The organism is Methylomonas koyamae (assembly GCF_019669905.1).
GTDB classification, from domain to species: Bacteria; Pseudomonadota; Gammaproteobacteria; order Methylococcales; family Methylomonadaceae; genus Methylomonas; species Methylomonas koyamae.
The window spans coordinates 1,737,613-1,752,649 of sequence record NZ_AP019777.1; the positions used below are offsets into that span (position 1 = coordinate 1,737,613).

Consider the following 15,037-nt stretch of genomic DNA (forward strand, 5'->3'; position numbering starts at 1 on the left):
TTACTCCGGTATCGAGAAATTCAGGCGCTGCATCAGGCTACGCACGGCAGCTTCCGCCCCGCGGAAATCGAAATCGGCCAGTAGCGCGTCCAACTCGGCCAAATGGATAGGATTCGAATGCCGCCGCAGCCGGCCCAGCCAGATTTCGGCGTCATCGGGATCGTTACGGTCCAGCGCTTCCAGCATGCCCGCGAACAACGCAGGCAAGCTGTCCCCGAGTGGCGCGGCAACCGGCTCCGGCGCTGCGCCGGGATGGTCGGCTTCTTGCCAGGCGTCGACCGCCGCACATACCCGGTCGATCGCGGTTTGCAGGTCTGCCGCCAGTTTAAAGCCCGCTTCGCCCGCATTCAAGCGCATTTCTAGTTTGCATGCCAATTCCGCAACCTGGTGCAGCCGTAAGGTTCCGGCCAAGCCGCTCAATTTATGCGCCAGAGCTGCGGCGGCTTTCAGGTCGCCTTCGCCGCAGGCGTCGGCAATGGCCGATCCGCACTGCGCATAAGCGGCGACGAATTTATCCAGATAAGTGCGGTAGACGTCGAGCTGGCCCCATAGGCCGCGTGCGGCCGGCAGATCGATAGCCGGCAACTCGGGTTCGCCAGCACCGGCCGCCGGCACCGGCGGCGATGCGCTTGCTGAGCCTATGGCTGCGCTTGCGCCGCTAGCGTCCGAATTGGCCTTCTCGGCTACGCATCCGGTCCAGCGCTGGATGGTTTCCATCATCTGCGCCACGTTGAACGGCTTGGCGATAAAATCGCTCATGCCGGATTCCTGCGCCGCATCGCGCAATTCCTGGAAGGCGCCGGCGGTCAGCGCAACGATGGGTAGCTCCCGCCAGCGTTCATCCTCGCGGATAAAGCGCGTGGCGGCATAGCCGTCCAGGCGCGGCATTTGCAGGTCCATCAATACGATATCCACCGCATCGGGATGGGCTTGTAGCCATTCCAGCGCGTCCTGGCCGTCGCAGGCCGTATCGACCAGCGCGCCATCCGCTTCCAGGACGCCTTTGGCTACTTCCCGGTTAATATCGCTATCGTCCACCACCAGCACGCGTACGCCTGGAATGCGGCGCTTGCCGGCGGCGATAGGCGTCGGGGCCGGCAGCAAACCTCGCGGCCCAGCTTGGTGCAGCGAGTCGGCGACGGCGGAATACAGCGTTGAGGCGGTGATCGGCTTGCTCAGTACCTTGGCCACTTCCGCGATACCCGGTTGGGCCAATAGGTCTTCGCGCAAATGAGCGGCGACCATGAGCAGTATCGGCGGGTCGATGTCCCGGCGTTTGTCCTTCAGCGCTTGCCGTATGGCCTTGGCGGCGTTCAGCCCGCCCAGCCCCGGCATTTTCCAATCCAACACGATAACATCGTAAAAACGTTTGCCGTCCAGTCTGGTTAGCGCTTGCATCAGGGCGGCCTCGCCGGAAGCTGCGGTATCGGCCAGCCAACCCAGAGAGCTGGCGACAACGGCCAGCGCCTCGCGCACGCTGGCGCAGTCATCTGCGATCAGCAGTTCGAGCCGAGCCAGTTCGGTAGGCCGGCGTTCCACGCGTTGGTCGCGCTGCAACGGCAGCACGAACCAGAATTCGCTGCCCTGGCCGACTTCGCTGCTTACTTGCAGGTGGCCGCCCATCAGTTCCACCAATTGCAAGCTGATGCTCAAGCCCAAGCCGGTGCCGCCGAATCGGCGGCTGATTCTGCTATCGGCTTGGCCGAAAGCCGAGAAAATCAGTTGCTGCTGTGCGCTGGAAATGCCGATGCCGGTATCGCGCACCCCAAAACGCAGCTTACATTGTTGTTTGTCCGTGGATTCCACGCTAACGCGCAACTCGACTTCGCCGCGTTCGGTAAATTTGATCGCGTTACTGAGCAAGTTGATCAAGATTTGCTGGAGGCGCAAGGCATCGCCAACCAAGGCGTCGATGTCGGCGGGTGGAGTGATGATCAATTCCAAGTCTTTATTATCGGCAGCAGCCGTCATGATAGAGGCTAGGTTGTCCAACAGTTCCGTCAGCCTGAACGGCGCCCGCTCGATTTCGAGTCGGCCGGCCTCGATCTTGGAAAAGTCGAGGATATCGTTGATCAGGGCGAGCAGCGTATGCCCGGCCTTGTGGATTTTGCGCACCAAGGCCAGCGATTCGGCGTCCAAATGGCGCTGTTCCAATAGATAGCAAAAACCCAGCATGGCATTCATCGGCGTGCGGATTTCATGGCTCATATTGGCCAGAAAGGCGCTCTTGGCCCGGTTGGCGGCGTCCGTCAACGCCATGGCTTGTTCCAGTTCGGCGGTTCGGCTGGCGACCAGCGTTTCCAGTTGGTCGCGGTGCTGCTTGAGCTCGTCCTGGGCGCGCTTGGTTTCGGTAATGTCTTGAATAACGCCTACGGCGACCTGGCTTTTGCCGTCGGTTCTGGTGACGCGATAGCGGCCTGCGACCATGATCCAGCGGATTTCGCCATCCGTGCGGCGAATCCGGCATTCGAATTGTTTTTCGCCGCCGCCGGCAAACGCCTCCCGCAGTAATGCCGCGACCTTGGGCCGGTCTGCGTCCAGCACATGTTCCAAAAAGTTGTCGGTCGACCATGCCGACTCGGTGTCGGTATAGCCGAAGATGCGGGCGTGTTCGATAGAGCGATAAACCGCCTGCGTTTCCAAATCGACTTCCCAGGCGCCGGTATTCGATATCTCCAACGCAAAATGCAGCCTTGCTTCGCTTTCCCGAATAGCGGTTTCGGCTTCTTTTAAATCTTGGATGTCGGTACAGGTGCCGTACCATTTTTGAATCCGGCCTTGCTCGTTTAGCAGCGGCACGCCCCGGATCAGCCACCAGCGGTAAACGCCGTCCGCCCGGCGCATGCGGCATTCAATGGAATAGCTGTCGTTATTCTGGGTCGCGCGTTGCCAGGCTTCCCACGCGTAGGGCCTATCCTGCGGGTGCAACACGGAGATCCAGGCGTGGCCGTAACTTTCTTCGACTGTAAGCCCGGTATATTCCACCCAGCGTTGGTTGTGGTAGATATTCCAGCCGTCAGGCCGGGTGGCCCAGACCATTTGCGGCATCGTCTCCGCCAGCGAACGGAATTCGCGGTCGGCCTCTTGGTTGCGCAACCGCGAGATTTCAAGGCAGGCTCCTACATGCGCAAGCAAATCGCGCGCGCCGAACGGCTTGGTCAGATAACCGTCGGCATTGTGACGCAAGCCTTGTATGCGTTCTTCTTCTCCGGCCCGGGCCGACAGCAAAATGACCGGAATGGTGCTGGTATCCCGATTTTCGCGCAGCGCGCTCAGCAAACCGATGCCATCCAGGCCCGGCATCATGATGTCGGTCAATACCAGATCGGGCCGGCGTTGGCGTACCGCGGCCAGCGCCGCTAGGCCGTCGCGAACCGCCGTGACGGCGTAGCCCTGTTTTCGTAACAGCCGGGCGACATAGCCGCGCATGTCGGCGTTATCGTCGGCAACCACGATGTGTGCGCTTATCGCGGAATTGAACTCTGGCGAGTTGTCCGTTCCGGTTTGTTGGCCGTTGTCATGTTCGTGTTCCGTTCCCAGCTCCCATCGCAATGCTTCCTCGGCAAAAAAATCGGCGCCCAGCGGATGAGCGTGCGCCGTTTGCGACGGACGGAGCTGTTCCGCCGGCAAATGTGCGGTGCCGGTAAGAATGGTTACAGAAAAAATGCTGCCGACGCCCGGCGTACTCGTTACACCGACTTCGCCGCCGTGCAAGTGGACCAGTTCCTGCACTAAAGCCAGACCGATGCCGCTGCCCTCGTGGCTGCGCGAGCGCACGTTCGGCACCCGATGGAAGCGGTCGAATATCTGGCCTAGCTGATCCGGCGCAATGCCGACGCCGGTGTCGCGCACGGTCAGTTCGACCGCTGTTCCGCGCCAGCGCAGCGCCACCTCGATTTCGCCGGCAAAGGTATGTTTGTAGGCATTGCTCAAAAGATTGAGTACGATCTTTTCCCACATTTGCCGATCCACATACACCGGTTCCGGCAAGGCGGGGCAGGAGATGGTAAGCCGCAGACCCGCCTTGTCGGCGGCCGATCGAAATACGCTGGCGAGCTCGGCGGTATAGGCGGCCAGATCGGTCGCCTCGTAAGCCGCTTCCATCCGCCCGGCTTCGATGCGGGAAAAGTCGAGCAGCGAATTGACTAATTTCAGCAGACGCAAGGCGTTTCTATGCACCAGGCTGAGTTGCTCGTATTCGCTTGCCGCGGGATTCTGGCCTTGCGGGGCAAAGCGGGCCAATAGCTCTTCCAGCGGACCCAGCATCAAGCTTAGCGGCGTACGAAATTCGTGGCTGACGTTGGCAAAAAATCGGGTCTTCAACTCGTCCAGTTCCAAGGTTTTGGCATACAGGCGCGACAATTCCTGGTTAGCCGCCTTCAACTCGGCGCTGGCGGATGCGACCTCTTTGTTGCGGGCGAACAGCTCGACTTCCATTCTGACGGCCTGGGCGCGCAAGGTATCGTTGAGCTGGCTTTGTTCTACGCCCAGTTGTTTGACGCGGATAAACTCGGTCAAATCTTCCGCCCGATGCAGCAGGTAGGCCACCTTGCCGTCCTTGCCGAAAATTGGAATATTGATCGGACTCCAATAGCGCTCCTCGAACCCCACGCCGTCGGGTTTGGGTATGTCGTATTTTTGCACCGGCATCGTATCGGGTTTGCCGGACAGCAACACCCGCTGCAAGGACGTGCGTAAATTGCGTTGGCCTTCCGCCGTCGGGTCGTCGGGGTTGTCGGGAAACACTTGGAACAACGTTTTTCCCAATATGTCTTCCCGGCGGGTCAACGTGGCGCGGGTATACGCATCGCTGACGGCGACGATTTCCAGATTGGTATTTAAAACCAGATAGAGGTCGGGCGACGATTCGAACAGTAAGCGAAAATCCAAATCGTCATGGGTTGGGATGGAAGCATTCATTATTCGTAACGCCTGTCGGATTATTCCTACCTTTATCGGAAGAACAGAATTTTAGCGGGTTATCGAAATTGTTTTATCGGAGGCTGGCCTAGACATGGTCGAAAACCAGCCGTAGCGACCGCCGCCTTGTTTAAGGTTTCGTTGCCCATCCGCCGCTGTTGGATTCGACCCGAATACGCCGCCGGCCCAAGGAATTCGGGGCGCGCAGCGATTGGACCTGCTTGTGCCGGCCGGCGCGGCGTAACGCCCGGTACCGGATCGGCGCGTAATGCAAAGCCGACAAATTGTCGGAACCGCACGCGCAAAACGGGGTTAGGTGCGGGTTATTATGGGTCGGTTAATACCTTTATTATATTGCGGATAGTCGCTAAATATTTGTTTTTAAACATGTCGCGGCAGCGTTGATTGCGCTGCAGGCGGCATCGAGAATTGGCCGCGAATTTGCTTGCAGTGTCGATGTTCGGGAATGCCGCTACGCGCCTTCCCGTGGGTTTCGTTCAACTGTAAGTGGAGAAAGGCAATATGTTCGAGCACAACGCATTAGATGGCCAATGGAACCGGGTGCTGCCGGCGGCCGACAGTTTCGTTAACGGCGAGGTTTTGGAATGCCGCGATACCGTCGGCGAAGAGCCGGGGAAAATCAGCCGCCGCCAGTACGCGGTGGTCGGCGACCGCTTGGTGGAACGCTGCCTGCCGCCGGAAGCGGTCGGCGATTTCTGGAGTCACGACGTCGCCCAATTGCCGTGGTGGAGCTCGGTGATGAATCCACCGCACGCCGGGATTCTGGCCGATTTCAACAGCCAGTTCGGCGGTTTGCACCGCAGGCAGCTGGACACGGCCCATAATGTCGTCGGTTATGCCGGCGCCGGCGAAGAGATCACGCTGGGCAAGGCCGGCTATGCGCTAAAACGCGCCAGCGACGGCGCCGAACTGGTTGCCAAGTCGATGCTGGAATTGCGCAAACTGTATTACGCCTGATACGGCGGTTTTGGCGAAGTTGCCCGAACCGGTTTAAAACGCGTGACAAATAGTTTCCCGGTTTGAAACAGGGGCAGGTGGATTGCTTTAGCGAATCCGCCTTAGCCTTTCGGCAACTATCGGATACAGCTAGCTTTAAGCGGGAGTTTATTGATGATCGAATTCTTGGCGGTAACCGGCCAACAGCTTGGCAAATTCTGCGGCCGGTAACGGTTTGGCAAACAGATAGCCTTGGGCTTCGTCGCAGTGGCAGTCCAGCAGATGGGCGCGCATGGCTGCGGTTTCGACGCCTTCGGCAATTACGCGTTGGCCCAGGGCGTGGCCCATTTGCACGATGGCGTGGATGATGGCGTCGTTGGCCGGGTTGCCGATTTGGCCGACAAAGGAACGGTCTATCTTCAAGCGGTCGACGTTGAATTTGTTCAAATACGCCAAGCTCGAATAGCCGGTGCCGAAATCGTCTATCGCCAATTTGATGCCGAGCTGCTTCAGTTGGTTTAACTGGGCCAAGGTTTGCTCGACGTTTTCGATCAGAATCGACTCGGTCAGCTCCAGTTCCAGGCAGTGCGGCGGCAGGCCGGTTTGGCGCAGCACGTTTTCGACGATGCCGACCATATCGCCGCGGCGCAGTTGCAGCGCGGAGACGTTGACCGCGGTCACGATCGGGCCGAAGCCGAGCGTACGCCAAACGGCGGCTTGGGTGCAGGCTTCCCGCAGTACCCAATTGCCCAACTCGGCGACCAGGCCGGTCTGCTCGGCAATGTCTATGAACCTGCCGGGGTACACCAGGCCGTCGCGTGGGTGGTTCCAGCGCACCAGCGCTTCGGCACCCACCAACTGGCCGCTAGCCAGATCGATTTGCGGCTGAAAGTGCAGCACGAACTGTTTCAGCGACACCGCGTCGCGCAATTCGTGCGCCAGGCGTAAGAATTCGAAGCTGTTGGTGTTTAACTGCTCGGTGCAGTAGCGGTAGCCGTTGCCGCCGTCTTTTTTGGCCTTGCGCCTGGCCTCGCTGGCGCGCATCACCAGGCTGTCGTAATGGCTGCCGTCGTCCGGGTAAACGGCAATGCCGACCGAACACGACAGCGATAAGGTTTGCTCGGCAATCCGGATCGGTTGCCGCACCTTTTCTATGATGGTATCGACCACGGTACTGATGGTTTCGGTATCGTTACAGCCGGGCAGTGCCAGCAGAAATTCGTCGCTGCCGATCCGGCACAGGCTATCGGTGTCGGCGATGCAGCTTTTCAGCACGGTCGCCACCCGTCTGAGCAATTCGTCGCCGGCATGCAAACCCAGCGAGTCGTTCAGCAATTTGAAGTTGTCCAGATCCAGGCTCAGTACCGCGACTTTGCCGGGGCGGTTGGCCGCCAGGGCGATGGCTTGTTGCAGCCGGTCCTTGAAGGCGGTTTGATTCGGCAAGCCGGTCAAGATGTCGTGGGTGGACAGGTATTGGATCTGTTCCTCGGCATTTTTCAGTTCGCTGATGTCGCTGAAGATGCCGATGTAATGGGTCAGTTGCTCCGACTGGTCGTAAACGGCGGAAATCGACAACCATTCCGGGAATATTTCGCCGTTCTTGCGCCGATTCCAAATTTCGCCGCGCCAATGGCGTTTGGCCTCGATCTGTTTCCACATCGCCCGGTAAAAATCGGCGCCGTGTTGGCCGGAGGAAAATACTCTCGGCGTATTGCCGCGCAACTCGTCCTGGGTATAGCCGAGAATTTTGGTGAAGGTTTTGTTGACCGACAGAATCCGGGCGTTGGCGTCGGTAATCATGATGCCTTCCTCGGCGCCTTCGAACACTTGTTCGAACAGGCGCAGCGTTTCCTGCGACCGGTTGCGGTCCAGCATGATGCTGATAATCGAAGCGCCGATTTCCAGTAGCCGTAAATGAAAAGGGCTGGGGGAGCGGTGCTCGAAACTGGACAGGGCAAAGGTGCCGATGACTTTGCGTTGCCGCGAATACACCGGAACCGACCAGCACGAGCACAAGTTGAAGTTGTAGGCCAGATGCCGCAAATTGCACCAGCGCGGATCGGTAAAGGTATTGCTGACGAATTGCGGTTGCTGCGTGTAAATCACGTTGCCGCAGGAACCGCCGCCGGGGCCGGGCCGCAAACCGTTCAGTTGGGAGATGCCTTCCGGCGGCACGCTGGGCGCGGCCAGCACGTTGAGCATTTCGCCGCTCTGGTCCAGCAGCATGACCGAGCCTACCGAATTCGGCAGCAGTTGCTCTTCCAGTTTGCAGACTTGGCGGATCACGTCCAAATAGCTGTCGCCATGGGTAACCGATTCCAATATCGATTGTTGCAAGCGGAGAATTTTCTCCTGCTCTTCGCCGGTCAGCGTGCAAAATTCGGCGTTCGCCGCGGATAATCCATCATTCAGCATAATTGGCGCAATACGGGGCTAAAAGAATCGCGAACGCGCTAACGCGATCGCCGGCAACAAGTATATGCAATGTTCCGCGCTGCGGCACCGGCTTTTTCCCCGGCCGGTCGCTTGTCGTAAACCCTGCAATCCCGGCCGCATTGTCGGGCGGAGCTTGTCGCTTGTCGCCGGACGGCGGCGGTCGTAGGCGGCCAAGGTGCAGCAGTCTTGATTTTAACGGATTGATTTTACTGCTCTATTTTCGGCGGTCGGCAGTTGCCGTAGCGGTCTGGCGGCCGGCCGGAAAACTGGTCCGTATCTTGATTGGCGTTCGGTATCGCCACCAACGGACCCAACCATGAAGGCTCCAGACAACGCCGGGCTTTTGCTCGGCTTCAGTCGTTTCGTCGCCGCCGCCAAACCGATATTGCACCGCGAATACCAACAGCGCCTGGCCGCCGATTTGGCGCGGCAACAATGGCAGGGCTGCTTTCAGCGCAATCTGTTGGCGGTATTGGCAGGGTTTTACCGGCAGGCTTTACAGCAGGTTAAAGCCATGCCGTTCGACGCCGGCCAAGCGCCGGTCGTGAACGGTATGAGCGGTTTGACCGCAGAGCTGTTGGCCGCCTTTGCCGGCTTCAGCGACGAGCTGATACTGTTTGCGGTCGATAAGCACCGCACCTCCTGCGCCTTGTCCAATTTTCCCGAAGAACACAAGCCGGACCGGGATTATCTGCAGGCGACGCGCCGGGAAATAGCCGAGTTATGGCAGAACTTCGCGCTCGATTTGAACCGGCATTTGCTGGAGGAACGATGCTGAAACTGTACATGACGCCGGGTTCTTGTTCGACCGGTATCCATATTTTGCTGGAGGAATTGGAGCTGGTGTTCGAAGCCCATATCGTCAATCTGTTGGCCGGCGACCAGCACCGGCCGGAGTTTTTGGCGATCAATCCGAAGGCGACGATACCGGTTTTGGTCAAAGACGACGGTTCCGCGCTGACCGAATTTCAGGCCATCGCCTATTGGTTGGCGCGCAAGTATCCCAAGGCCGGCCTGTTGGCGGCCGATGCGGACGCGGCCGCCGCCGCGTTGGAATTGACCGGTTTTGTGGTCGGCACCCTGCACGGACAGGGTTTCCAACGCCTGTTCGTGCCGGAAAAGTACGCTGCCGGCCCGGCCGAATACGACCGGGTCAAACGGCAGGGGACGGACATCGTCAACCAGGCTTTGGCAGTGGTGGCGCGGAGCTTGCCGGAGCGGGGCTATGCCTTGGGCGGTTTCGGTATTGCCGATGCCGCGTTGTTTTACGTGGAATTCTGGGCGGATAAGTCGGGCATCGCTTTACCGGAAACTTGCCGGAAACACTACCGACTGATGTTGTCTCGCCCGGCGGTCAGGCGGGTGTTAATGGAGGAGGGGTATCGTCCGGATTGATCGGCCGGGTTTTCGCGGGCGTTTGCCGCGGCCGGCGCAAAAAGAGCCTCTATCAGGCAGCGATAGAGGCTGTAGAGTGCGCGGTGCAGGAGTTCACCGCTGTGAGCGACGGGAAGGTACGCGGATCGGTACGGCGGCGGGCGGATAGCCGGTTGGAAAATAGCCGTCGAAAACCGAGATCGCTTGCCTGAACCGGTTGGATAACAAGTTCCATAATTCGGCCATCGGGTTTGGTTGGCGTCGATGCGAAGGGTTCATGGCAAGCTCCTTATCGAACTGGGGCTGAGGTGGGTACGGCTTCACTATAGCGCGGTTGGATTAATTCACAATACCGCCTGGAATTCATTGTTTGTTTCTTTTTATAGAACAATATCGGGTGGTATTTGCCGAAGTTTATTGCTTTAATGCCGGGATTTAGCGTTTGCGTCGCGTGCGGCGGTCCGGAAGGCAATGGCCGGGTTTGCAGCAGCATAGGCGTTGCGTTGAGCGTCGGCGGAGCCGAGCTCGATCGAATTCACGCAGCCTGGTTAGTTTAAAGCAACCGCCCATGGCACCAATGTCGTTAAGTTAAGCAACAAACCGGCTGGTGCAAATCCTGTAGGAACGGGCCATGCCTGCGGCCGTAGGCGCTTGGTCGCGGGCATGGCCCGCTCCTACCATCCTTAACTCAACGTCATTGCCCGTGGCAATCAGCCGTACCGGTCGTCGCGGTTGGAATCGGCAGGGCGGAGAGGACCGGTTAGGGGTTCGCGTTCACAAGCCCAGGGCGCGGAATTCGCTGCATATCCGTGCCCGTTGCCAACTCCGCTCGAATTCTTCCGCCAATTGCCGGTTTTGCGGCGGCGAATTCGGGCTCCAATGGCCTTCGTAGCGGTCGCCCTGCAATTGGAATAAATAACCGCCGCTGTCGTTGGCGATGAATGCCGGCCGAAAATTCAAATCCTCGGCCTCGACCGGCGCCCGGATCGAAATATAAGACGGCAAGCGTTGCGCCAAATCGATCAGCGGGTGTTGTTGGCCGCGGAGCGTTTCCGGCTCCTGGACGATGATGCGCACTTCGGCGCCGCGCTGGTTGCGCAGCGCAAATTGTTTGACCGCTTCGACCGTTGCCGCGTCGCCGAACAACCGGTAGTCCAGGTTGCGGCTGTAGACGCACAGCAGGCGTCTGGCCTGCCGGATCAACGTTAAGGTTGCATCCGTCGCGGCTTCCACTGTTTGCAGCCGGCTGGCGGCTATGCTAGCTCCCGCCGCGGCCGGGCCGTGACGCGGCAACGCTGCCGGCGCGGCGATGGTCAGGCGTATCGCGATATGCGGAATGCCGGCTTCGGTAAACTCCGACCCCACCGTCTCGAAGCCGCAGCGGCGGTAAAACCCCAACGCGGCGGTCTGCGCATGGGCGCTGACTTCGCTCAAGCCCAAGTTGGCGGCCTGCTCGATCAGGCCGCGCAACAGCGATGCTCCGACCTTTTGCCGGCGCCATGCCGGCAGTACCGCCATCCGGCCGATTCTGCCCGCCGGCGACAGGCGGCCGCAGCCGATAGGCCGCCGCTCGGCATCGCGGGCAATGATATGCCGGCAATCCGGGTCCAACGCGTCGAATTCGATTTCCGGCGGAATGCCTTGTTCGATGACGAAAACCTCGGTTCTGAGGTATTGCAGATCGGCAAAGTCCGCCGCGTAATTGGCGGGTTCCAGATAAAAACTCGGGATGTTCATGGTGCAATCGATCTCGTGGGGCGGATGGAGCCAACGCCGCCGGCGGCCAAGCCGGGGTATACGCTATGCCGCGGCCTCAAACCGGTAGCCGGTAGTGCTTGTCGCGGAACAGCGCCAGACAAGCGTCGACCGCGGCGCCATCGTATAGCGTGTTGCGCTGCGTGGCAATTTCCTGCAGTGCGGCGTCTATGCCCAGGCCCGGCCGGTAAGGGCGGTGGGAAATCATGGCTTCGACCACGTCGGCGATGGCCAGAATCTTGGCTTCCGGCAGAATCTCGGCGGTCGCCAGACCTTGCGGATAGCCCGATCCGTCGAGCCGTTCGTGGTGCTGCAATACGGTCTGGGCGATAGGCCACGGAAAGTCGATCGATTTTAGGATTTCGTAGCCGGTTTGCGGGTGGCGTTTGATCAAGCCGTACTCCAAATCGTCCAGCCGCCCCGGTTTACACAGAATTTCGGCCGGTACTTTGATCTTGCCGATGTCGTGCACTACACCGGCCAGGCTGAGGCCTTCGATCAAATCGCTGCCGAGCCCCAATTCCTTTGCAATCGCTGCCGCCAGGTGCGCGGTGCGGCGTTGGTGGCCGGCGGTGTAAGGGTCGCGCATTTCCACCGTGGACGCGATGGCGGTAACGAATTTCAGCATGTTGGCTTTCAATTCGGCGGTGCGTTCGGCAACCAAACATTCCAGTCCGTGGCGCAGGCGAGCCATCTCCAGATGGGTCGCGACCCGGATCAGTAATTCTTCGCGTTGGTAGGGTTTGGTAATGAAGTCGACCGCGCCCAATTTGAAACCGTCGACTTTTTCGTTGGTTTCAGACAGGGCGGTGACGAAAATAACCGGCACGTCGCGGGTTTGCGGATGCTGTTTCAGACGGCGGCAGACTTCGAAGCCGTCCATTTCCGGCATGCGCACGTCGAGCAAGATCAATTCGGGCGGGTTGTGCTGCGCCGATTGCAAGGCCAATTCGCCGTTGATGGCCGAGCGTACCTCGTAGCCCTCCGCTTGCAGGAGTTGGGTCAATAACTTCAGCGAGGCCGGGGTATCGTCGACGGCGAGGATTTTTCCGTTCACGGGTAGCAATATCCGGTGCGGTTTACAATTGTTTAAGGATAGTCGGATAGTCGAAGTTTTCGACCAGTTGCGCCAGGATTTTTTGTAACGGCCGATCTAATTCGCCGATCCGATCCAGGGTTTGGGCTATTCGCGGATGTTCCAGGCTTTCCAATGCCGTGCGCAGTTGCTGGCGCAATTCCGCCGGCAAGCCGGCCAACATTTCTGCGGTCAGGGTGTCATCCTGTGCCGGGCCGGGAGTTTCGTTTCGGTAAACGAATTCGAGTCCGAGCTGTTCGGCCAGGCAGGCATAAATTTCCTCGGCCCGGTAGGGTTTGCGGATGAAGCCGTCCATGCCGGCGTGCAGCATTTCCTCGCGCTGTTCCATAAACGCCGACGCCGTGACCGCGACGATCTTGACCCGGTCGCCGCCGGGCAGCTGCCTGATGGCTTGAGCGGCCTGCATGCCGTCCATTTTCGGCATGCGCCGGTCCATCCAAATCAAATGCGGCTGCCAGCTTTGGAACAGTGCCAGCCCTTGCGCGCCGTCCTTGGCCACTTCGACCTGCATGCCGATATCGGCCATCAACTGGCCGAGCAAAAGTTGGTTTTCCAATTGGTCCTCGACGATCAAAATCCGGTATTGCGGCTGTCCGGGCGCCAGTCCCACGATTTCGCCGCTCCGGTCCGCTGCGGGAACCAGGGTTTGCGGCTCGGCCGTATCCTGTAACGGCAAGTCGATACGAAATAACGAACCCTTGCCAACGCTGCTTTCCAGCGTCAGTTGCCCGCCCATCAGTTGCACGAACTGGCGGGTGATGGTCAGCCCCAAACCGGTACCCTTGCTGTCGCCTTGTTCGCCGAGCTGGACGAAGGGCTCGAAGACATGTTCCCGCTCGCTTTCGGCGATGCCGGGGCCGGTATCTTCCACTTCGATCATCAAGTGGGTATGGCTGTTGCGATGGCTGCCCAGGCGCAGCGTGACGCCGCCTTGTTGGGTGAATTTCAGCGCATTGCCGAGCAGGTTGATCAAAATTTGCCGCAGACGGGCTTCGTCGCCGTAAATGAAACGCGGAAACTCCGACGATTGGTCGACCAACAGCCGCAACCCTTTGTCTTGCGCCCGCACCGACATCATGTCGCCGACGTCGCGGATCAGCGCGCCGAGATCGAAGCGGGTCTGCTCCAATTGCAGCCGCCCGGACTCGATTTTTGCCATTTCCAGCACGTCGTTGATCAGATTCAGTAAATGTTCGCCGCTGCGGTTGATGATGGCCAAATTCCGCTGCTGGCTTTCCGGGAATTGCGGATCTTTTTGCACCAGGCTGGAGAAGCCGAGGATGGCATTCAGCGGCGTGCGCAGTTCGTGGCTCATGTTCGCCAAAAAAATGCTTTTGGCTTTGTTGGCGGCTTCGGCCTGATCGCGGGCGCGTTGCAGTTCGGCCGGACTCGGCAGTTTCAACGCGCGCGGGATTACCCACCAGATCGCAAATGAAGTGGCGACGGCAACCAGCGCCGATAGCGCTTTGACGTAGGCGTCCAGCCAATACAGCGGGAGCCAGATGGTCACCACCGATAGCAGGTGGGTCGCGGCGCAGGTCAGGATGAAGGTAATAAAAAATCCGAGGTACAACCAGCGGTAGAGCAGATCCTTACGTTTCCAGACGAAATAGGCGATGCCGACCGGGTAAGTCACGTAGGCCAACGTCATCAATGCGTCCGAACTTACGGTCAACCAGAGCAGACCGGGACTCCAGGCCAGACAGTAGCCGTGCGGCATGAAGCCCTTGATCCCGAATAAATCCACCAAGCCTTGCATGCTGCTTACCTCCCAAGTTAACAGCGGGTTGGTTTCCGAGTCCGTCTGTCGGCAGACTCGCCTGGGTGAATATTACCTTAATCGAGTTAAGGTTAGCGAGCGGCCGCCGGTTGCCATGCCCGCCAATGCGGAAATGCCGGTGCGCGAGCGGGATTGCGGCGCGGCTATCGCCCAGCCAAGTCGAGAGTGGACCGGGCCCGGCCGCGCCCGCTGCGATCAGGGTTTGGCCGGCTTGTTTTGCTTTTTGACGTAATCGAAATATTTCTGCGCGGTATTGGCCGATTCGGTGCCGGCGCCGATGACCAGGCCGGTTACCAGAAAACCGAACAGGCTGCCGCCTGGGTGTTGCAGAAATCCGACCGATAGCAAATCGATTTGGCCCAGCATCGCGAACAGCGTGCCGACCACCGACGAGAAGCAAAAAATCACGGTTTTCTTGGTGACCCAGGGCCGTTTTTGGCCCCATTTCTCGGCCACGGACTCGAACCACAAATTAAACGGCTCGATTAACTGTTGGATGGCAAAGCTGAGTAAATAAATCAAGCCGATGGCGCCGGAAAAACCGTCGATTTCGTTTTTGTTGCCGCTCGCTGCCGCTGCGGCAGGCGCAGTGCCCGGAGCCGCAGCCGACACAGCGCTGCCGGCGCCGGTGTCGCTGGCGGCGAAGACTTGGCTCGGCGCCCATGCCAGCAATAAAACCAAAATGAAACCCAATAAATATTTGTCCATAACAAACTCCG

General features: G+C 59.2%; 9 protein-coding genes. 3 read left to right on the plus strand and 6 right to left on the minus strand.

Annotated features, from left to right (window positions below):
• The gene (locus MKFW12EY_RS08235) at nt 1–4,920 is read right to left on the minus strand and encodes a response regulator (protein ID WP_221054343.1); all 4,920 of its coding nucleotides are present in this window, start codon (nt 4,918–4,920) and stop codon (nt 1–3) included.
• Between the two features lie 522 nt (nt 4,921–5,442).
• On the opposite strand from MKFW12EY_RS08235, the gene MKFW12EY_RS08240 reads away from it, so the two are divergent.
• Entirely contained in the window at nt 5,443–5,898 is a 456-nt protein-coding gene (locus tag MKFW12EY_RS08240; RefSeq protein ID WP_221054344.1) for a hypothetical protein, read from the plus strand.
• Between the two features lie 147 nt (nt 5,899–6,045).
• Here MKFW12EY_RS08240 and MKFW12EY_RS08245 read toward each other — a convergent pair whose 3' ends face one another.
• Nucleotides 6,046–8,292 carry a bifunctional diguanylate cyclase/phosphodiesterase gene (locus tag MKFW12EY_RS08245; protein ID WP_221054345.1) on the minus strand — a complete coding sequence of 749 codons (2,247 nt, stop codon included), beginning with the start codon at nt 8,290–8,292 and terminating at the stop codon, nt 6,046–6,048.
• Nucleotides 8,293–8,629: 337 nt separating this feature from the next.
• On the opposite strand from MKFW12EY_RS08245, the gene MKFW12EY_RS08250 reads away from it, so the two are divergent.
• Nucleotides 8,630–9,091, plus strand: coding sequence for a hypothetical protein (locus MKFW12EY_RS08250; protein WP_054763126.1), 462 nt, complete (start codon nt 8,630–8,632; stop codon nt 9,089–9,091).
• Complete coding sequence (locus MKFW12EY_RS08255; RefSeq protein ID WP_054763127.1) at nt 9,085–9,708, plus strand: glutathione S-transferase family protein; 624 nt, start codon at nt 9,085–9,087, stop codon at nt 9,706–9,708. The genes MKFW12EY_RS08250 and MKFW12EY_RS08255 overlap by 7 nt, the downstream gene beginning before the upstream one ends.
• A gap of 753 nt (nt 9,709–10,461) precedes the next feature.
• Here MKFW12EY_RS08255 and MKFW12EY_RS08260 read toward each other — a convergent pair.
• From MKFW12EY_RS08260 to MKFW12EY_RS08275, 4 genes are all read right to left on the minus strand, one after another.
• Nucleotides 10,462–11,424 (minus strand): GNAT family N-acetyltransferase, encoded by a 963-nt coding sequence (locus MKFW12EY_RS08260; RefSeq protein ID WP_221054346.1) that lies wholly within the window; start codon nt 11,422–11,424, stop codon nt 10,462–10,464.
• Nucleotides 11,425–11,500: 76 nt separating this feature from the next.
• Nucleotides 11,501–12,499, minus strand: a complete 999-nt coding sequence (locus MKFW12EY_RS08265) for an HD domain-containing phosphohydrolase (RefSeq protein ID WP_245006469.1) — start codon at nt 12,497–12,499, stop codon at nt 11,501–11,503.
• A 22-nt stretch (nt 12,500–12,521) separates the two neighbouring features.
• Nucleotides 12,522–14,297 carry an ATP-binding protein gene (locus tag MKFW12EY_RS08270; RefSeq protein WP_221054348.1) on the minus strand — a complete coding sequence of 592 codons (1,776 nt, stop codon included), beginning with the start codon at nt 14,295–14,297 and terminating at the stop codon, nt 12,522–12,524.
• A 216-nt stretch (nt 14,298–14,513) separates the two neighbouring features.
• Complete coding sequence (locus MKFW12EY_RS08275; protein WP_064026611.1) at nt 14,514–15,026, minus strand: hypothetical protein; 513 nt, start codon at nt 15,024–15,026, stop codon at nt 14,514–14,516.
• Between the last annotated feature and the right edge of the window lie 11 nt (nt 15,027–15,037).

Bases quoted from the DNA above. Each gene is read 5' to 3' on its own strand.
- MKFW12EY_RS08235 (WP_221054343.1), bottom strand. From the start codon at position 4,920: ATGAATGCTTCCATCCCAACCCATGACGATTTGGATTTTCGCTTACTG.
- MKFW12EY_RS08240 (WP_221054344.1), top strand. From the start codon at position 5,443: ATGTTCGAGCACAACGCATTAGATGGCCAATGGAACCGGGTGCTGCCG.
- MKFW12EY_RS08245 (WP_221054345.1), bottom strand. From the start codon at position 8,292: ATGCTGAATGATGGATTATCCGCGGCGAACGCCGAATTTTGCACGCTG.
- MKFW12EY_RS08250 (WP_054763126.1), top strand. From the start codon at position 8,630: ATGAAGGCTCCAGACAACGCCGGGCTTTTGCTCGGCTTCAGTCGTTTC.
- MKFW12EY_RS08255 (WP_054763127.1), top strand. From the start codon at position 9,085: ATGCTGAAACTGTACATGACGCCGGGTTCTTGTTCGACCGGTATCCAT.
- MKFW12EY_RS08260 (WP_221054346.1), bottom strand. From the start codon at position 11,424: ATGAACATCCCGAGTTTTTATCTGGAACCCGCCAATTACGCGGCGGAC.
- MKFW12EY_RS08270 (WP_221054348.1), bottom strand. From the start codon at position 14,297: ATGCAAGGCTTGGTGGATTTATTCGGGATCAAGGGCTTCATGCCGCAC.
- MKFW12EY_RS08275 (WP_064026611.1), bottom strand. From the start codon at position 15,026: ATGGACAAATATTTATTGGGTTTCATTTTGGTTTTATTGCTGGCATGG.